This window comes from Brevibacillus parabrevis, from assembly GCF_022701015.1.
In the GTDB taxonomy this organism is placed as follows: Bacteria; Bacillota; Bacilli; order Brevibacillales; family Brevibacillaceae; genus Brevibacillus; species Brevibacillus parabrevis.
The window spans coordinates 489,730-505,000 of record NZ_CP064090.1; the positions used below are offsets into that span (position 1 = coordinate 489,730).

The 15,271-nt window shown below is 52.8% G+C and carries 14 protein-coding genes (1 of these 14 cut by a window edge); 8 read left to right on the plus strand and 6 right to left on the minus strand.

The window, feature by feature from the left end; translation table 11 throughout:
* Positions 1–95: 95 nt before the first annotated feature.
* The 3 genes from IRJ17_RS02245 to IRJ17_RS02255 all read left to right on the plus strand — a co-directional run bounded on the left by IRJ17_RS02245 (position 96) and on the right by IRJ17_RS02255 (position 2,000).
* A complete protein-coding gene (locus tag IRJ17_RS02245) occupies positions 96–722 on the plus strand; it encodes an FMN-dependent NADH-azoreductase (RefSeq protein WP_122966683.1) in 627 nt (208 codons plus the stop codon).
* 76 nt (positions 723–798) lie between these two features.
* Positions 799–1,185, plus strand: coding sequence for a DoxX family protein (locus IRJ17_RS02250; RefSeq protein ID WP_122966684.1), 387 nt, complete (start codon positions 799–801; stop codon positions 1,183–1,185).
* 53 nt (positions 1,186–1,238) lie between these two features.
* The gene (locus IRJ17_RS02255) at positions 1,239–2,000 is read left to right on the plus strand and encodes a pirin family protein (protein WP_173599966.1); all 762 of its coding nucleotides are present in this window, start codon (positions 1,239–1,241) and stop codon (positions 1,998–2,000) included.
* A gap of 164 nt (positions 2,001–2,164) precedes the next feature.
* Here the strand turns inward: IRJ17_RS02255 and IRJ17_RS02260 are convergent, their stop codons facing one another.
* Positions 2,165–2,605, minus strand: a complete 441-nt coding sequence (locus IRJ17_RS02260) for an Lrp/AsnC family transcriptional regulator (protein WP_242773015.1) — start codon at positions 2,603–2,605, stop codon at positions 2,165–2,167.
* Between the two features lie 195 nt (positions 2,606–2,800).
* On the opposite strand from IRJ17_RS02260, the gene IRJ17_RS02265 reads away from it, so the two are divergent.
* Positions 2,801–3,982, plus strand: coding sequence for an MFS transporter (locus IRJ17_RS02265; protein ID WP_173599965.1), 1,182 nt, complete (start codon positions 2,801–2,803; stop codon positions 3,980–3,982).
* Between the two features lie 89 nt (positions 3,983–4,071).
* Here IRJ17_RS02265 and IRJ17_RS02270 read toward each other — a convergent pair whose 3' ends face one another.
* A complete protein-coding gene (locus tag IRJ17_RS02270) occupies positions 4,072–5,583 on the minus strand; it encodes a succinyl-CoA:acetate CoA-transferase ScpC (protein ID WP_122966687.1) in 1,512 nt (503 codons plus the stop codon).
* A gap of 150 nt (positions 5,584–5,733) precedes the next feature.
* A complete protein-coding gene (locus IRJ17_RS02275) occupies positions 5,734–6,405 on the minus strand; it encodes a LytTR family DNA-binding domain-containing protein (RefSeq protein WP_122966688.1) in 672 nt (223 codons plus the stop codon).
* A 174-nt stretch (positions 6,406–6,579) separates the two neighbouring features.
* On the opposite strand from IRJ17_RS02275, the gene IRJ17_RS02280 reads away from it, so the two are divergent.
* The 4 genes from IRJ17_RS02280 to menC all read left to right on the plus strand — a co-directional run bounded on the left by IRJ17_RS02280 (position 6,580) and on the right by menC (position 12,625).
* The gene (locus tag IRJ17_RS02280) at positions 6,580–8,604 is read left to right on the plus strand and encodes a sigma-54 interaction domain-containing protein (protein WP_122966689.1); all 2,025 of its coding nucleotides are present in this window, start codon (positions 6,580–6,582) and stop codon (positions 8,602–8,604) included.
* Between the two features lie 180 nt (positions 8,605–8,784).
* Positions 8,785–10,206: a YfcC family protein gene (locus tag IRJ17_RS02285; protein ID WP_122966703.1), complete on the plus strand. Its 1,422-nt coding sequence runs from the start codon at positions 8,785–8,787 to the stop codon at positions 10,204–10,206.
* A 72-nt stretch (positions 10,207–10,278) separates the two neighbouring features.
* Positions 10,279–11,421: a M20 peptidase aminoacylase family protein gene (locus tag IRJ17_RS02290; RefSeq protein WP_242773017.1), complete on the plus strand. Its 1,143-nt coding sequence runs from the start codon at positions 10,279–10,281 to the stop codon at positions 11,419–11,421.
* A gap of 55 nt (positions 11,422–11,476) precedes the next feature.
* Positions 11,477–12,625 carry an o-succinylbenzoate synthase gene (gene menC, locus IRJ17_RS02295; protein ID WP_242773019.1) on the plus strand — a complete coding sequence of 383 codons (1,149 nt, stop codon included), beginning with the start codon at positions 11,477–11,479 and terminating at the stop codon, positions 12,623–12,625.
* 66 nt (positions 12,626–12,691) lie between these two features.
* On the opposite strand, the gene IRJ17_RS02300 is transcribed toward menC, so the two are convergent.
* The 3 genes from IRJ17_RS02300 to IRJ17_RS02310 all read right to left on the minus strand — a co-directional run.
* Positions 12,692–13,600: a hypothetical protein gene (locus IRJ17_RS02300; RefSeq protein ID WP_242773021.1), complete on the minus strand. Its 909-nt coding sequence runs from the start codon at positions 13,598–13,600 to the stop codon at positions 12,692–12,694.
* A 115-nt stretch (positions 13,601–13,715) separates the two neighbouring features.
* On the minus strand, positions 13,716–14,009 hold the full coding sequence (locus IRJ17_RS02305; protein ID WP_173597943.1) for a HesB/YadR/YfhF family protein: 294 nt from the start codon (positions 14,007–14,009) through the stop codon (positions 13,716–13,718).
* Positions 14,010–14,155: 146 nt separating this feature from the next.
* A protein-coding gene (locus tag IRJ17_RS02310) for a sensor histidine kinase (protein ID WP_122966694.1) crosses the window boundary here: on the minus strand, positions 14,156–15,271 show its 3' portion. Its footprint extends 174 nt past the window's final position; 1,116 of the gene's 1,290 nt are visible here — the last part of the coding sequence; its start codon lies beyond the right edge, outside the window; it ends in the stop codon at positions 14,156–14,158.

The window sequence follows — 15,271 nt, forward strand, 5'->3', positions numbered from 1 at the left end:
GTGTTGACAAAACCTTCAACACGTAATAATCTTAAAATCAAGATTTACACATTAAAAGTTATCTGCTTACAAAAAGAAAGGGGAATATTTTTCTCATGAGCAAAGTACTTTTCATTAAAGCAAATGATCGCCCAGTTGAGCAGGCAGTAAGCGTAAAGCTGTACGAGGCTTTCGTAAAATCTTATAAAGAAACGCATCCAAACGACGAGATCGCCGAGCTGGACCTGTTCGCAGAAAACCTTCCTTACTACGGAAACGACCTGCTCACTGCCATGTTCAAAGCTGGACGCGGCATGGAGCTGACTGCTGAAGAACAAAAAGGCGCTGAACTGGTGAGCAAATATTTGAACCAATTCACTGATGCAGAAAAAGTAGTTATCGCATTCCCTATGTGGAACTTCACCGTTCCTGCTGTTCTGCACACCTACGTTGATTACCTGTCGCAAGCAGGCAAAACGTTCAAATATACAGCGGAAGGCCCTGTTGGACTGATGGGCGACAAAAAAGTAGCTCTCCTGAGCGCACGCGGCGGCGTATACTCCGAAGGCCCAATGGCTGAAATCGAACTGGCTAACCGCTACGTTCGCACGGTGCTTGGCTTCTGGGGCATCAGCAATGTGACAGAAGTGATCGTAGAAGGTCACAACCAATTCCCGGACAAAGCAGAAGCAATCGTAGCAGCAGGCATCGAAAAAGCAGCAAAACTGGCGGAATCCTTCTAAGGCCCGCCAGCCTTTCTTGTCCTAATATCTCAAATTTGAAATACTATAATTTAAAATAATTAAGGAGAGATGAAAAATGATGGATCTTGGATTGTTGATTATTCGCTTGGTGATTGGGTTGTCGTTTGCAGGTCACGGTGCGCAAAAGCTGTTTGGCTGGTTCGGTGGCTACGGTTTGAAAGGCACAGGCGGCTGGCTGGAGTCCATCGGGGTCAAACCTGGCGTTGCCATGGCCCTGCTTGCCGGATTGGCTGAACTGGTCGGCGGCTTGCTGTTTGCAGCAGGTGTCGGTACATGGGTCGGCGCTCTCCTCATTGTCTTCACAATGTTGGTTGCGATTGTGAAGGTTCACGGTCAAAATGGATATTGGGTAACGCAAAACGGCTACGAGTACAACCTGACTTTGATCGCTGTCGCTATCGGTGTCGCTTTGATCGGTCCAGGAGCATACGTTTTGTTTTAAGCAACACTTGCTAAGCCCGTAAGCCAGCATTCCACCAAGGGAGGACACAGCAGATGGAAATCCGCGTCTATACACAGAATGAACAAGCAAAAGGACACTTTGGCGACGGTGAAATCGTAGAAAACAAACCGATTGGCTTCCCCCACGAAGGTTCCGTCGTAAAACGGGTTGGCCCGCTATTTTACTGGGCATGGGCAAAATCACTGCAAACGTTTGAAATTCCTCTTCACCCGCATTCCGGCTTTGAAATTTTGTCCTATGTCTTGAAAGGCACAGTGGGTCATCGGGATACGCTGGGCAATTTGCAGCAAGTGACAACAGGCGGCGCTCAGATCATGCAAACAGGATCAGGAGCTTACCACGCCGAAGAATTGGGCAAAGATACGGAAATGTTCCAAATCTGGTTTGAGCCGCACCTGGCAAAAACCACAAAGACTCCGCCGACTTACAACCAGTATGATCACGAAGAGTTTCCAAGCGAAACGACGGATGGCGTATCGGTGAAAAGCATCATTGGTTCTCAAGCTCCCATTTCGCTCGTGACCGACTCTTCAATGAAAGACATTGCCATTCCGGCAGGCAAAGCTTTTTCGCTGGAGCTTCCGGCTGGCTACGCTCACGCTGTCGTCGTCGTGGAAGGCAGCGGGAACATTTTGGGCAGTGAACAGTCAGCAACTGCGAATACAGGCGACTTTGTCGTCGTTTCAACCGAAGCAGCGGAAACCATCACTTATCAGGCAAAAGACGATGCTCCCCTGCGCTTGGTGCTGATCCAGGTGCCGCTCGAAGTCGACTATCCGCTTTACCGCAAATAATTTCTTGTATCCAAACTGCAAACAAAAACCGCCCTTATGCATGAATATAGCCATAGCTTCACAAAGACCGTCACCTGCTCGTGGCGGTCTTTATTTTTTGTACATGAACGAAAGCGGCCCCGCCTGGCCTGGCTACAGCGGAGCCTTTTTTGCTGGGAAAACGCTCAAAAAATCTTCTCTTCCCCCAGCATCATTTTTTGTTCAAAAGGAGCCGTCAACACAATCAGCGTATAAGAGTAACCGAAATCTCCGGTGCGTTCCGAAAAAGCTACCAACTCCTCCGTAGAACGGGTGACGACCTTCAGCATGTAGTTGTACTCCCCGCTGATCCGGTACATGTCGGTCACTTCAGGCGCCTGCTTGCAAAAGTCGATAAAAGCGGCGCACTGCTTGGTGCGGAACATGACAAAAGCAGTCGTGTGCTTGCCCAGCTTCTCCTGCGAGATCGCCGCGTGATAGCCGGTGATCACGCCTTGTTCTTCCAGACGGCGCACCCTCTCCTTGACCGCTGGCTGCGTCATCCCGATGATTCGCCCCATCTCCGCCAACGGTATCCGCGAATTTTCATGCAACAGGCTAATGATTTTGTAATCGACCTGATCCACTTTTATCACCCTTTCGATTTCATAAGCGCTAACCTGCAAATAACTTGCTTCTATATAGAAATACAAGAGAAACACCTTGGTTCATGCATGTAAATTATAAAAATTGTTTCGTAAAATGTCACTACCGAGATGCTCACTGACCAGCGCGCGGTCAGGCGGCATGAAAAGCTTGTTTTTCCAAGGAGTGAAGCCGCTTTGTCCAGACGTACACTGATTTTGTTGCTGGCACTGGGAGAATTTATGGTGGGCACCGCCGAATCGATCGTAACAGGCATCATCGGCATGATCGCAAATGATACCCACGTCTCCGTCTCCCTGGCTGGCCAGCTTGTTACAGCCTTTTCCCTGGCTTTTGCTTTCGGTTCACCGATTTTGATTGCGCTCACGGCAAAAATGGAGCGCAAAAAGCTCATCCTCTGGGCGCTTTTTGTGTTCATCCTGACGAATTTGCTCGCTTTCGTCAGCCCTGGGTTCTCCCTGCTGTTGTTCTCGCGTATTTTGCTCGGGCTTTGCGGCGGCATTTACACGGTGGTTGCTCTCGCGCAAGCCGCCAATATGGCCTCCCCCGAGAAAAAGGGCAGCTCCATTGCCATCATTCTCATGGGCTTTAGCCTCTCGCTTGTGCTCGGCGTTCCGGCTGGCACGATGCTCGGCGAACTGTGGGGCTGGCGGTCTGTATTCGCCCTGATCGGCGTCCTGACCATCATTCCGTTCGCAGCCATTCTTGCCTTTTTGCCAAAAGAACAAGGCGAGGCAGCCATCCCCTTGCGCCAGCAGCTGGCAGCGTTACGCAACCGCCGCGTGATTCACGCCCTGCTCCTCTCTTTGTTCTTCGTCACAGGGTACTCGACGGTTTACACGTACATCACCCCGCTCTTGCAGAGCACGACCGCCATGTCTACCGCCTGGGTAAGCGCTACGCTGTTCATGGCTGGTCTCGCCAGTGTCGCGGGTTCGCGAATCGGCGGTGTCGCCACTGACAAATGGGGCGTCCGTCGCACCTTGTACATCAGCCTGGTAGTGCATGCGCTCGTCCTGTTGTTTTTGCCCTTGTCCACCATGCTGTTCGCAGGCGCGATTGTGGCAGTCATGTTCTGGGTGGCTGCGGTTCAGACGACTGTCCCTGCCCAGCAGTATTACCTGATTACTTTGTCTCCGCACTCGTCCCAAGTCGCGCTCAGCATCAACACCTCGGTTTTTCAACTGGGGCTGGCACTTGGCGCAGGGCTGGGCGGATTGATCGTCAACCATGCGGCGATTGTGCATGTGAGCTGGGTTGGCGGCTTGCTCGTGCTCGCAGGGCTGGGCTTTGCCGTCGCATCCTTTTCTCAGCCAAAAGAAAGCGGAACAGTAACAATCGCTTCCGCCAAAAGGTAAAGCAAGCACAGACACAAGCAAACCCGTCCAGGCATCGACGCCCGGGCGGGTTTGTTTTTTACCGCTGTTATTCTCCTACAACTCTTAAACTATACGAGAGCCGGCTCATGCGCAAGCATCGTGCCTTCCTGCGCGTACCGCACATGCCAGGAGAACGCTTTTTCCAATACGTGCGGAGTATGCCCGCCGCGTGTGAGCGCTTCTTCATAATACGCTCTCAATTGATCCCGATAGAGCGGATGGGCGCAGTTCTCGATGATTTTCAAGGCGCGCTCTCTTGGAGCCAGGCCGCGCAAATCAGCCAGTCCTTGTTCCGTGACGATAATATCGACATCGTGCTCGGTGTGATCCACATGAGACGCAAACGGAACGATGCTGGAAATTTTCCCGCCTTTGGCAATCGACTTGGTGACGAAAATGCCAAGACGAGAGTTGCGGGCGAAGTCGCCGGAGCCGCCGATGCCGTTCATCATTTTGCTGCCGGATACATTCGTGGAATTGACGTTGCCGTAAATATCCACCTCAATCGCCGTGTTGATCGCAATCAGTCCGAGACGGCGGATGATTTCCGGATGGTTAGTAATTTCCTGCGGACGCAGCAACAGCTTGTCGCGGTATTGGGCAAAATGACGCGTGACGTGCTCCATTTTTTCGGCAGTCAGCGTGATCGAACAGCCGGAAGCAAACGAGATTTTTCCCGCATCGATCAAGTCAAATACCGCATCCTGCAATACTTCCGAATAAACAGTCAGGTCGGTGAACTCCGAGTCCAAAAAGCCGTTGAACACCGCGTTGGCTACAGACCCGATGCCCGATTGCAGCGGCGCGAGATTTTTCGGCAAACGGGAAGCTTTCACTTCCTCGCGCAAAAACGCAATCAGATGGGCGGCGATCTGAGCTGTCTCCTCATCCGGCTCCACAATCGTCGATGGCGAGTCGAGCTGGTTCGTCAACACGATGCCTTTGATTTTATCCATATCGACCACAATTCCCGCTGTGCCGATTCGCTGATCGACTGCTGTAAGCGGGATCGGCTCGCGCTCTCCCTGTTTCCCTGGTGTGTAGATGTCGTGAATGCCTTCCAGTTCAGCAGACTGAGCCAGATTCAGCTCAACGATGACATGCTTCGCATAATCGACGAAGATGTTCGAATTGCCGACGGATGTGGCCGGAATGATCATACCATCCTCCGTAATTGCAACCGCTTCCACAATCGCGTAATCAATGGCGGCCATTGCTCCCTGACGAATCAGCTCTGCCGTGTGGGACAGATGCTGGTCGACAAACATCATGCTGCCGTCATTGATTTTTTTGCGCATCACGGGATCGGCCTGAAAAGGCAAGCGTTTGCTGACGATTCCCGCTTCCGCCATCACGGCATCCACATCGGAACCGAGCGATGCGCCTGTATATACGTTCACTCCAAAAGGTTTGTTTTCTCTTTTGACCAGCTCGGCCAATGCGAGCGGCACGACTTTGGCATCCCCTGCACGAGTGAAGCCACTTAACCCGATCGTCATGCCATCCTCGATCCAACTCGCTGCTTCCTCAGCTGTCACGATTTTATCTGCCATTCGTTTATCGCGTAAGCGCTCCCACATCATTGTGACCCCCTATGCCATCTTTTCTTGCTCCTACACTAGCACAAGGAATCTGAGCGGGCACTCAATTTTCAACAAAGCAGAATATTTGAGCAGATAATTAGAAAAAAAGACAGCGAACCATTCTCAGCGAAACGACGTTGTTCCTTGTTAAAAGCCGAGCAGTTGCCGGAACGCACTGGCATACGTCTGACTCACGGGCACTCTCGTCTTCTGCTTGTCCTTCATCTCCAGCAAAAACGTCGAGTGAAAATGCGGATGGATGAAGCCAATCGCCTCCATGTTCACAAAATACGAGCGATGGCAACGCACGAACCGCTCCGGCGGAAGCATGTATTCCAGCTCGGACATGCTGTACTTGTTCGCGTACGATCCAGTGGCCGCATGCAACAGCGTCTTGCCTTCATTCGAGCTGATATACACAATCTCATGCAACGGAATCGGCAGCCAGCCATCTTCCCCTTTTCCAATCAAAAACGACAGCCGCGGCTGCGGATTGGCAAGCGGAACGCTTTGCAAAGGGTAGATGGCGGTGATACAGCCCATGACCTCTCCACTTTTGAACAACGGAAGCGACAAACCGTAGTACGGCACTCCAAAAATCCGGCTTTCTACCTGATGCCCTACTTTGCCTCTTTCCATCAATGCCTTGTGAGTCGCTGAGCCAACCGGAACCTGATCGCCCGGTGCAATTTTCAAGTCTATGTTTGAGCTAGGCTGATAATACAAATATTGCGTTCCATCCGATATGGCAATGGACACTTCTTCTGGCACAGCTTGACCGATCATTTGCAGCATCTCTGGAACAAATGTGTTCTCCATGCTGAATCCCCCTGCTCCTCTTCTCGCTTTTTCCTTCTCCTTCTATTAAACCACACTTCCCGCCTGGCAGATCAATCCTTGTCTTTCCTTTGCAGACAAGGGAATCCATCCATCGCCGGACAGCCGTTGTGCTATCATTAGTAGCAACAGTTTTCCCAGAAAAGGCGGTGCACCATGGATCACACCATTGTCTTGATTGCAAAAGGAACCGATACGCTCGCTTTTTTGCTGAAAGAGCTGCGGGCGTACTTCGAACCGTATTGCAAGGTCATCGGTTATGCCAGCCACGAGCCAATCCCGGACCTCTCCGGGGTATCACACGTCTTCATCACGACAAGGGCACCCGAGTTGTATACGATCGCCCGTCAGGCTGTACCCGAGACGGTGCCGATTACCGTCCTCAACCGTTTCTTTGAATTGCGCAAAATCAAGGCGCTCATGCAAATTCCGCCCGGAACGACCGTACCTGTCATGAACAACTCGCCCGTCACCGCGCAAGAAGTCATTCAAAACTTGCGGGAAGCCAACATCGATCACTTGCACTACGTTCCGTTCCACCCCGGCTGTACGTTCGAAGAGGCGGAATTTCAGTATGCGATCATCATGAGCATTCCCGACGTTCCGCTGCCGCCTCATGTGGAAATCATCGACCTCGGCTTCCGCAAAATCAGCATCCACGATCTGATCGATACTGGGCGCAAGGTAGGGGTTCCGATTGAATGGGAGCGGCAATATCTCTCCGCTTTTATCGCCGAAATGTCCGAGTTGGCCAAAATGCTCGGAACTTCCTATGCGGAGGTGCAGAAGCTGAACAGTCAGCTGCAATCTACGTTTCAAGCTGTAAAAGACCCGGTCATCGCCTGCAATGAAGCTGGCTTGATCACGTTTATTAACGATGCGGCCGTCGAACTGTTCTGTCCACTCGAAACAGCGATCATCGGCAAACCGTATACCACGCTGAAAGAGTCAAGCCAGCTCGCCCCCTTTTTCAAGCAGGAGGGCCAGGAAGACACGCTCATTGCCATCGAGCAGAGACAATTCATTGTCCGCAGCCACAGCATTCGCAGAGGCCACGAGCAGCTTGGCTTCGTCTGCACGTTAAAAGACGTGACCGAGATTCAGCGCCTGCGCACGCAGCTCACTTTGCGCGGGCACACGGCTACTTATTCTTTTGCGGATATAAAAGGAGACAGCCAACCGCTGCTACACGCCATCGAGCTAAGCAAAAAAATGGCGAAAAACAACCAGACGATCTTGCTGACGGGGGAAAACGGCACGGGAAAAGAGTTGTTTGCCCACGCCATTCACCAGCATTCCTTGCAAAAAAACGGCCCTTTTGTCGCCATCAACTGCGCGTCGCTGCCGGAAAACTTGCTGGAAAGCGAGCTGTTCGGCTACGATGATGGAGCTTTTACGGGGGCGCGAAAAGGCGGCAAGCCAGGTCTGTTCGAACAGGCAGATGGCGGGACGATTTTCCTCGACGAGGTTGGCGATATCTCCCCAGCGATCCAGGTCAAGCTGCTTCGCGTCCTTCAGGAAAAGCAAGTGATTCGCGTCGGCGGCACAGGCATTTTGTCCGTAGACTGCCGGGTGATCGCGGCAACCAACCGCAATCTGGAGGATGCCGTCAAAGAAGGGGCGTTTCGCGAAGACTTGTTTTACCGCCTCGCCGTCTTGCCAATCGAGATTCCGGCGTTGCGGGAACGGATCAGTGACATCCCGCTGCTGATTGACGATCACCTCAAGCAGCAAGGCATTCGCAAAAGCTGGTCGCCGGAAGTGATGGAGCTTTTGCTTGCCCATGACTGGAGGGGAAATATTCGGGAGCTGAAAAACGTGGTGGACTACGCCATTACGGTAAGCGAGCATCCTGTCATTGGCGTATCCGATCTCCCCAAGCGGCTGACCGAGCGTATTTTTCAAAAGCAATCACTGGCTGCCGTCGTGCCGCTTGACGATGAACGAAATCTCGATATTTTAATCGCCCTGTATCAATATTACCTCTCCAACAAACCAGTAGGGCGCTACCAACTGGCGCATTCCCCCGCTCTGCAAGCGAACGGCTGGACGGAAAGCGCGCTGCGCAACCGCTTGAAACAGCTGGAGCAGCTAGGCTTGGTGCGCTCTGGAACAACACGTCAAGGAACCTTGATAACGCGAGACGGCATCGAGGTGCTGAGGAAGCATGGGAAAATCTAGGGAAAGATTTTTGAATATTAGGATGTATTAGGTCGAATAAATCCTAATAAACATTCCTAAAGAGTGCGTTTTCTATTGGAGGAGCACCTTCTTCGTCCGATGAAAACGCCTTTTTTCGTGAATTTTCGACACTTGGCATGCCACTTGCTTATAAAAAGCCAAAAAAAGCGAGGTGACCTCATGGCTACACAACATCCTTCTCCTCAAGCAACGCCAGCCAAGAAACGTTTTTCGGTCCCACACACTTATGCCATTCTCTTTATCATCATTATTTTGGCAGCGCTTGCTTCTTACGTGCTCCCTACTGGCGAGTTCGAACGCGTCAAGGACGCAGCCTCGGGTAAAACGATTGTCGTGAACGGCAGCTACCACCCTGTCGAAAGCAGTCCTGTCGGGTTTTTTGACATGTTCAAAGCGATTCCGGAGGGCATGCAAAAAGGCTCGCAAATCATCTTCTACATCTTCATCGTCAGCGGCGTTTTCGGAATCATCCGTCAAACGGGCGCGATTGAGGCGGGCATCAACAAAGGCGTCCGCTATCTGGAGGGCAGGGAAAAGCTCCTGATCCCCGCTTCCATGTTCCTCTTCTCCATCGGGGGCTTCACGATGGGGATGGCGGAAGAAAGCATCATTTTCGTCCCGATCGGGATTGCGCTCGCCCGGGCAATGGGCTTCGATGCGGTAACGGGTACGGCCATGATCACGATGGGCGCGGCTGCCGGGTTCATGGGCGGTATGCTCAACCCGTTCACGGTAGGGGTAGCACAATCTCTGGCGCAACTGCCGCTCTTCTCCGGCTTGACTTTCCGCGCCGTAGTTTACGTTTTCGTCCTCGGCTTTGCCATCTGGTACGTCATGCGCTATGCCTACCGTGTCAAAGCTGACCCGACCCAAAGCGTGATTTACTCGATCGAAAAACAGGAAAGCACCGATCAGGTCGCTGTCGAGATTCCAGACCTCAACGGACGCCACAAGCTTGTCTTTTTGGTGATGGTCTGTGGGCTGTCCTTCAACGTCTACGGCGTGTTCGAGTACGAATGGTTCCTGACTGAACTGACGGCTTCGTTTTTAATCATGGGTCTGGTTGCCGGGCTTGTCGGCGGCCTGAATGTAGACAAGCTGTTTGACTCCTTTGTCGCTGGCGCCAAAGCCGTTACCTTCGGCGCCCTGATCGTCGGCTTTGCCCGGGCGATCACCGTCGTGCTGGAAGAAGGAAAAATTATCGATACGATGATTTACGCCCTGACTTCCGCCATCGGCCATTTGCCGGATGCGATCAACGTACTGGCTATGTTCCTGATTCAAGCGGTGCTCAACCTGTTCATTTCGTCCGGAAGCGGCCAGGCTGCGACAACGATGCCGATCATGGTGCCGATTGCAGACCTGCTTGGCATTCAGCGCCAGATCGCCGTTCTTGCGTTCCAGTACGGTGATGCGGTGACCAACTCGATCATCCCGACTTCTTCGGCACTGATGGGCTACTTGGCTGTCGCAGGCATCCCGTACGAGAAATGGGTCAAATTCATCTGGAAGCTGCTGTTGGGCTGGGCACTCATCGCCGCCGTCGCTCTGATCGTTGCTGTCACCATCGGCGTTTCCTAGACACGATTTTTGCCAATTGACTGGCTGGGCCATGACGTGGCGCAGCCCCGGTCGTAAACCTATGGAGGAACCATGCGCACAACTATCGAACAATTGCAGCCCGCCATTTTTTCTCTGTATGAGCACTTGCACCAACATCCTGAGGTTAGCTGGCAGGAAGTCGAGACGACCGCTTATATCGCCCGCTTTTTGCAAGAGCACCATTGCCGGGTCACTACTTTTGACGATGTGACAGGCGTAGTAGCTGAGTGGGGAGACTTGACCCCCGGCGGATTGACGGTCGGCGTGCGGGCTGACATGGACGCTCTCTGGCAAGAAGTAAACGGCGTCTTCCAGGCCAACCACTCTTGCGGGCACGATGCCCACATGACGATGGTGCTGGGAGTGCTCATGGTCTTGCAGGCGCAAAATATTCAGCTTCCCGGACGTCTCAAGCTGATTTTCCAGCCGGCTGAGGAAAGCGGAAACGGCGCGCTGGCTATGGTCAAAAAGCAAGTTGTCGACGATATCGACTACTTGTACGGCGTCCACCTCCGGCCGATTCAGGAGATTGGGCAAGGTACGGCTGCCTCGGCGATTATGCACGGCGCGGCAGGCACCATTTTTGGACAAATCAAGGGAGACGATGCCCACGGAGCGCGTCCGCATCTCGGGGTCAATGCCATCGAGGTCGCAGCCGCCATCGTCGAGCAGCTCAAAGGCATTCATCTCGATCCGCTCATCCCGTATTCCGTGAAAATGACGCAGCTTTCTGCGGGCAGCAAGAGCAGCAATATCATTCCCGGCTCCGCCCAGTTCCATCTGGATTTGCGCGCGCAGACGAACCCTGTCATCGACGCGCTCTTTTCCCGAGTCGAACACATTTTGCAACATGTAGCCCGGCTTTATGAGGTAGACTTGTCTTATGACATCACCGAGCGGGTGTACGCGGCCGAAGTCCATGAGGAAGCTCGGCAAATCATGGCTGATGCGATTGTCCAGACGCTTGGCGCAGACAAGCTGGAAGCGCCGATCCAGACGCCGGGCGCGGAAGACTTCCACTACTACACCAAAGAACGGCCTCATCTACGCGCAACCATGCTGGGGCTGGGCTGCGGCCTGGCACCCGGATTGCACCATCCGCAAATGACTTTTGCAAAAGAATCGCTGCTGGATGGCATCGAAATTTTGGCCCGAACGGTACTCACCACGTTTGAGCGGCACGCGGGCAAGTGATCTCGCCTGCAATCCGCCTTCGCTCATCCGAATACATGTCTGAGGAGAGATGGTCATGAAAATCGAACGCGTCGATCTGCAAAGAATCAAAATTCCCCTGACTGCCCCGTTTGTCACCAGCATGGGGCTGGAAACTCACAAGGAATGTATTCTCGTCCGCGCCTACAGCGGCAATCACGTAGGCTTTGGCGAGAGCGTCGCGATGGATGTCCCGGTTTACAACGAAGAAGATGTCGACACCGTCTGGTACATGCTTGAAAAGTACCTGATTCCCCAACTGTTTACCCGCGACATCGAGCATCCTGATCAAGTTTCGGAAATCTTCTCCTGGATGCGCCGCAACCAGATGGCCAAATCCGCTCTGGAAGGCGCTGTCTGGGACTTGTACGCCAAAATGAACGGGCTGTCCCTCTCCCAGGCGCTTGGCGGCACACGCACGACAATCGATGTCGGCGTCAGCATCGGAATCGAGCCAACCATCGAAAAATTGCTGGAACGAGTCGACGGCTTTATCCGCGACGGGTACAAAAAAATCAAGGTGAAAATCAAGCCGGGCTTTGACGTAGAGCCGATGCGCGCCATCCGTCACACCTTTGGCCCTGACGTCCCGCTGATGGCTGATGCCAACTCGGCTTACACGCTCGCAGACATCGACATGCTGAAACAGCTCGACGAGTTTGGCCTGATCATGATTGAGCAGCCTTTGGGACACGACGACATCATCGACCATGCGACATTGCAACGCGAGCTGAAAACGCCTATTTGCCTCGACGAGTCGATCCACACCGTCGAGGATGCCCGCAAAGCGATTGAACTCGGCAGCTGCCGCATCATCAACATCAAGATCGGACGCGTCGGCGGCCTGACAGATGCGAAGAAGCTCCATGACTTGTGTGCGGCAAAAAGCGTTCCGGTCTGGTGCGGCGGCATGCAGGAAGTCGGGATTGGCCGCGCCCACAACATCGCCATCGCTTCGCTGTCCAACTTCACCATCCCGGGCGACACGTCGCCATCTCACCGCTACTTTACAGAGGATGTCGTTACGCCGATGATCGATTTCGTTTCGCCGGGCGTTCTCTCCGTCCCTACCGGAGCAGGCATAGGTTTCACGATTAATGAAGCCGCCATTCTCCGGTCGCTGGTGGAGCATAAGAGCTACTACGCGAATCAAGAATCCACGACGACCGTCATTCCGGGCTGGTAATTCATTGATGAAAATGAAAACAGGGACGCCACAGCGGCTTCCCTGTTTTTTCGTTATCGAGCGCTTTTAGTCCATAATCGTCAACAGCTTGCACAGGTTGCGCTCGGCGCCTGCCCTGTCTTCTGCCGGCAATTTTTTCAGCAAGTCCAGCGCAGCGTACGGCAGCTTTAGCGCGTGAGGGTCGCTATACGTCTTCTCCCAATACGCCGGCGCGAAAATCTCGGCAAAAGCTGGCTCTTTTACTTCATCCTCCAGCACAAACTCCGGTCGCTGACGGTCGAGATAGGTTTGAATCCGATGATTGGCGATTCCCGCCTTGACCATCTCTCCGTAGCCGAAACGCTCCAACTCAGTCAAAGCCTGGGCATGCGTCACGCTGTGGATGACCTCGCCTGCAAAGTGATAGCGCTGCCCATCAATCACCCGCCCGGGGATGACTGTATGTAGCTCGTCAAACGTCCTGACCGCCATCTCGTCGGTCGTGTCGTATGGCGCCACTTCCGATGCCACGTCCTCCGTCCTGATCGCAAAATAGTTGGCGATGCCCCAATAGCGGGTTGGTCTGTCTTCTTTTGTCCTTTTCAGCAATTCAACCAGCCCGCTGACAATGCTCGGACGGATCAGATCGGGACGTTCCTTGAGCGCTTTCAATGCCAGCACGCCCAATGCCAAACCATGTCCGGAGGTGCGCAGCTGCTGCGTATTTTGCTTGAGTCTGTAAATGACGCTGTCCAGCAAGGCGGGATCAGCTTCTTCTTCCTGGTCCAACGGGGCGAACCATTCCGGCTTCAATTTCCGGAAAGCTTCACAGGTTCGCTCAATCCCCTCTATTACATGGCGAGGCAAATCATGCTCCTGATTCATGTAGTAGCCTGCCAGCAATGCCGCACCGTAATGACCCTCGAACCATCCTTCTTGCGCCGCGCGCGCCATTCCCACCAAGCCGAGCTCCAAATACGAATCGAGTAACCGCATGTAACATCCTCCTTTTACCAATTGGATCTTGCATTTATAATATAACATATATTTTAGTTTGTTAAGTATGAAAATAAAAATGACTCCATCTCGCGGAGTCATTTGCTTCTCATCATTATTGTTCATCCAGACGGAAATCGACTTCGTCAGTCGCTGGACGGTAGTCCACGATCAGTCCTTTTCCGTTCATATACCACAACTCGTCTTGTTCCATATAAAAAGTAATGCCATCTATTACGGTAGACAGTCCGATTTCGTTCGGCAGTTCTTTGGCGATCCCCATGGAAAAGGAATCCTGAACCGTGCTTACCCCTCCATATCGGACAAAAAAGCGAATGCTGTCGCCCTCTTGGCAGCCCCACTCTTCTTTAAACCACGCTACAGCTGCTTCCGTTACCGTCATCTTCATCAAACGCCACTCCTCTCTTCCCTTGTAGTTTACCTTACTTTCTAAATATGTAAAGCAAAAAAGTATACTATCAACACTTATCCATGTCTGCAAAAGAAAAACCGATTCCCTTGAAGTGGAAATCGGTTCTGCCTCTGTTCCTCTGCTTACTTTACTGGCAGTGTAACCAAAAAGCTGGTTCCTATGCCTTCCTCGCTGCTCACGTGAATTTTGCCATGGTGGGCGTCCACAATCCATTTGGCGATGGACAGGCCCAATCCCGTGCCTTCTGTGGAGCGGGAGCGCATTTTGTCCACGCGGAAAAAACGGTCGAACAAATACGGGATGTTTTCTTTGGAAATGCCGATACCGCTGTCTTTTACCAGGATGGCGACGCGGTTCCCGTCTTTTTTGCAAGAAACGTAAATGCTGCCGCCTTTGTTTGTGTACTTGAGAGCGTTGTCCAGCAAAATGACCAGCAACTGATGCAGACGCTCTTCATCTCCGGCAATTTCCAGCGGCCCTTCGATGTTCGTCTCCAGGCTGATTTCTTTTACGATCGCAAGCTGGGTAAACACCTGTGTGCATTTTTGCACGACCTCGTCCAGACGGATGCGTTTGCTCATGATTTGCAGCTCGTTGGAATCGCTGCGAGCTAAGGTCAGCAAATCAGCCACCAGCTTGCTCAGCCGCTTCGCCTCCTGCATGCCAATCATGATTTTCTCGCTTTCCTGCTCTATCGTATGGTCGGGGTGGCGAAACAGGCGCTCCAGATTGACCATGATCGCGGTCAACGGAGTGCGCAGCTCATGCGAGGCATCGGCGATGAACTGCTGCTGCTTTTCCCACGAAACCTGGATCGGAATAAGCGCGCGCCTTGCCAAAAACCAGCCCGCCACGATGGCAATGACGACGCTGACAGCACCACCGATCACGACGACGTACAACAAGCTGCTCAGCATGTTTTGCTCAGGTGCGAGATTGTAGATCAATTGAAACTGATAGGCGATTTGCACTCGATCGCCCACGACGACTTTTTTGGGCACAGTTACTGTCTGTACCCGATACATCTGGCCTCTGATGGATACCGTCTCAGTCCCGTCTGGTTTGTCGATGTGCAGAAACTCGGGGAAATCCTCCGGCTCCAGCCGATCTCCAAAGGCTGTTCCCATCACTTGACCAAAACTGTCCCAGACGAGCAACGTGTACCTGCGCTCCAGGTCGATATACTTTTTTCGCTCCATCCGGTTGTACGGAAAAGATTCATCGTCCATTCGCTGCAA

Coding starts and splice junctions, on each gene's coding strand:
- IRJ17_RS02300 (WP_242773021.1), bottom strand. CDS start 13,600: ATGCGGTTACTCGATTCGTATTTGGAGCTCGGCTTGGTGGGAATGGCG.
- IRJ17_RS02275 (WP_122966688.1), bottom strand. CDS start 6,405: ATGGAGAACACATTTGTTCCAGAGATGCTGCAAATGATCGGTCAAGCT.
- IRJ17_RS02250 (WP_122966684.1), top strand. CDS start 799: ATGATGGATCTTGGATTGTTGATTATTCGCTTGGTGATTGGGTTGTCG.
- IRJ17_RS02270 (WP_122966687.1), bottom strand. CDS start 5,583: ATGTGGGAGCGCTTACGCGATAAACGAATGGCAGATAAAATCGTGACA.
- IRJ17_RS02305 (WP_173597943.1), bottom strand. CDS start 14,009: ATGAAGATGACGGTAACGGAAGCAGCTGTAGCGTGGTTTAAAGAAGAG.
- IRJ17_RS02280 (WP_122966689.1), top strand. CDS start 6,580: ATGGATCACACCATTGTCTTGATTGCAAAAGGAACCGATACGCTCGCT.
- menC (WP_242773019.1), top strand. CDS start 11,477: ATGAAAATCGAACGCGTCGATCTGCAAAGAATCAAAATTCCCCTGACT.
- IRJ17_RS02285 (WP_122966703.1), top strand. CDS start 8,785: ATGGCTACACAACATCCTTCTCCTCAAGCAACGCCAGCCAAGAAACGT.
- IRJ17_RS02245 (WP_122966683.1), top strand. CDS start 96: ATGAGCAAAGTACTTTTCATTAAAGCAAATGATCGCCCAGTTGAGCAG.
- IRJ17_RS02255 (WP_173599966.1), top strand. CDS start 1,239: ATGGAAATCCGCGTCTATACACAGAATGAACAAGCAAAAGGACACTTT.
- IRJ17_RS02290 (WP_242773017.1), top strand. CDS start 10,279: ATGCGCACAACTATCGAACAATTGCAGCCCGCCATTTTTTCTCTGTAT.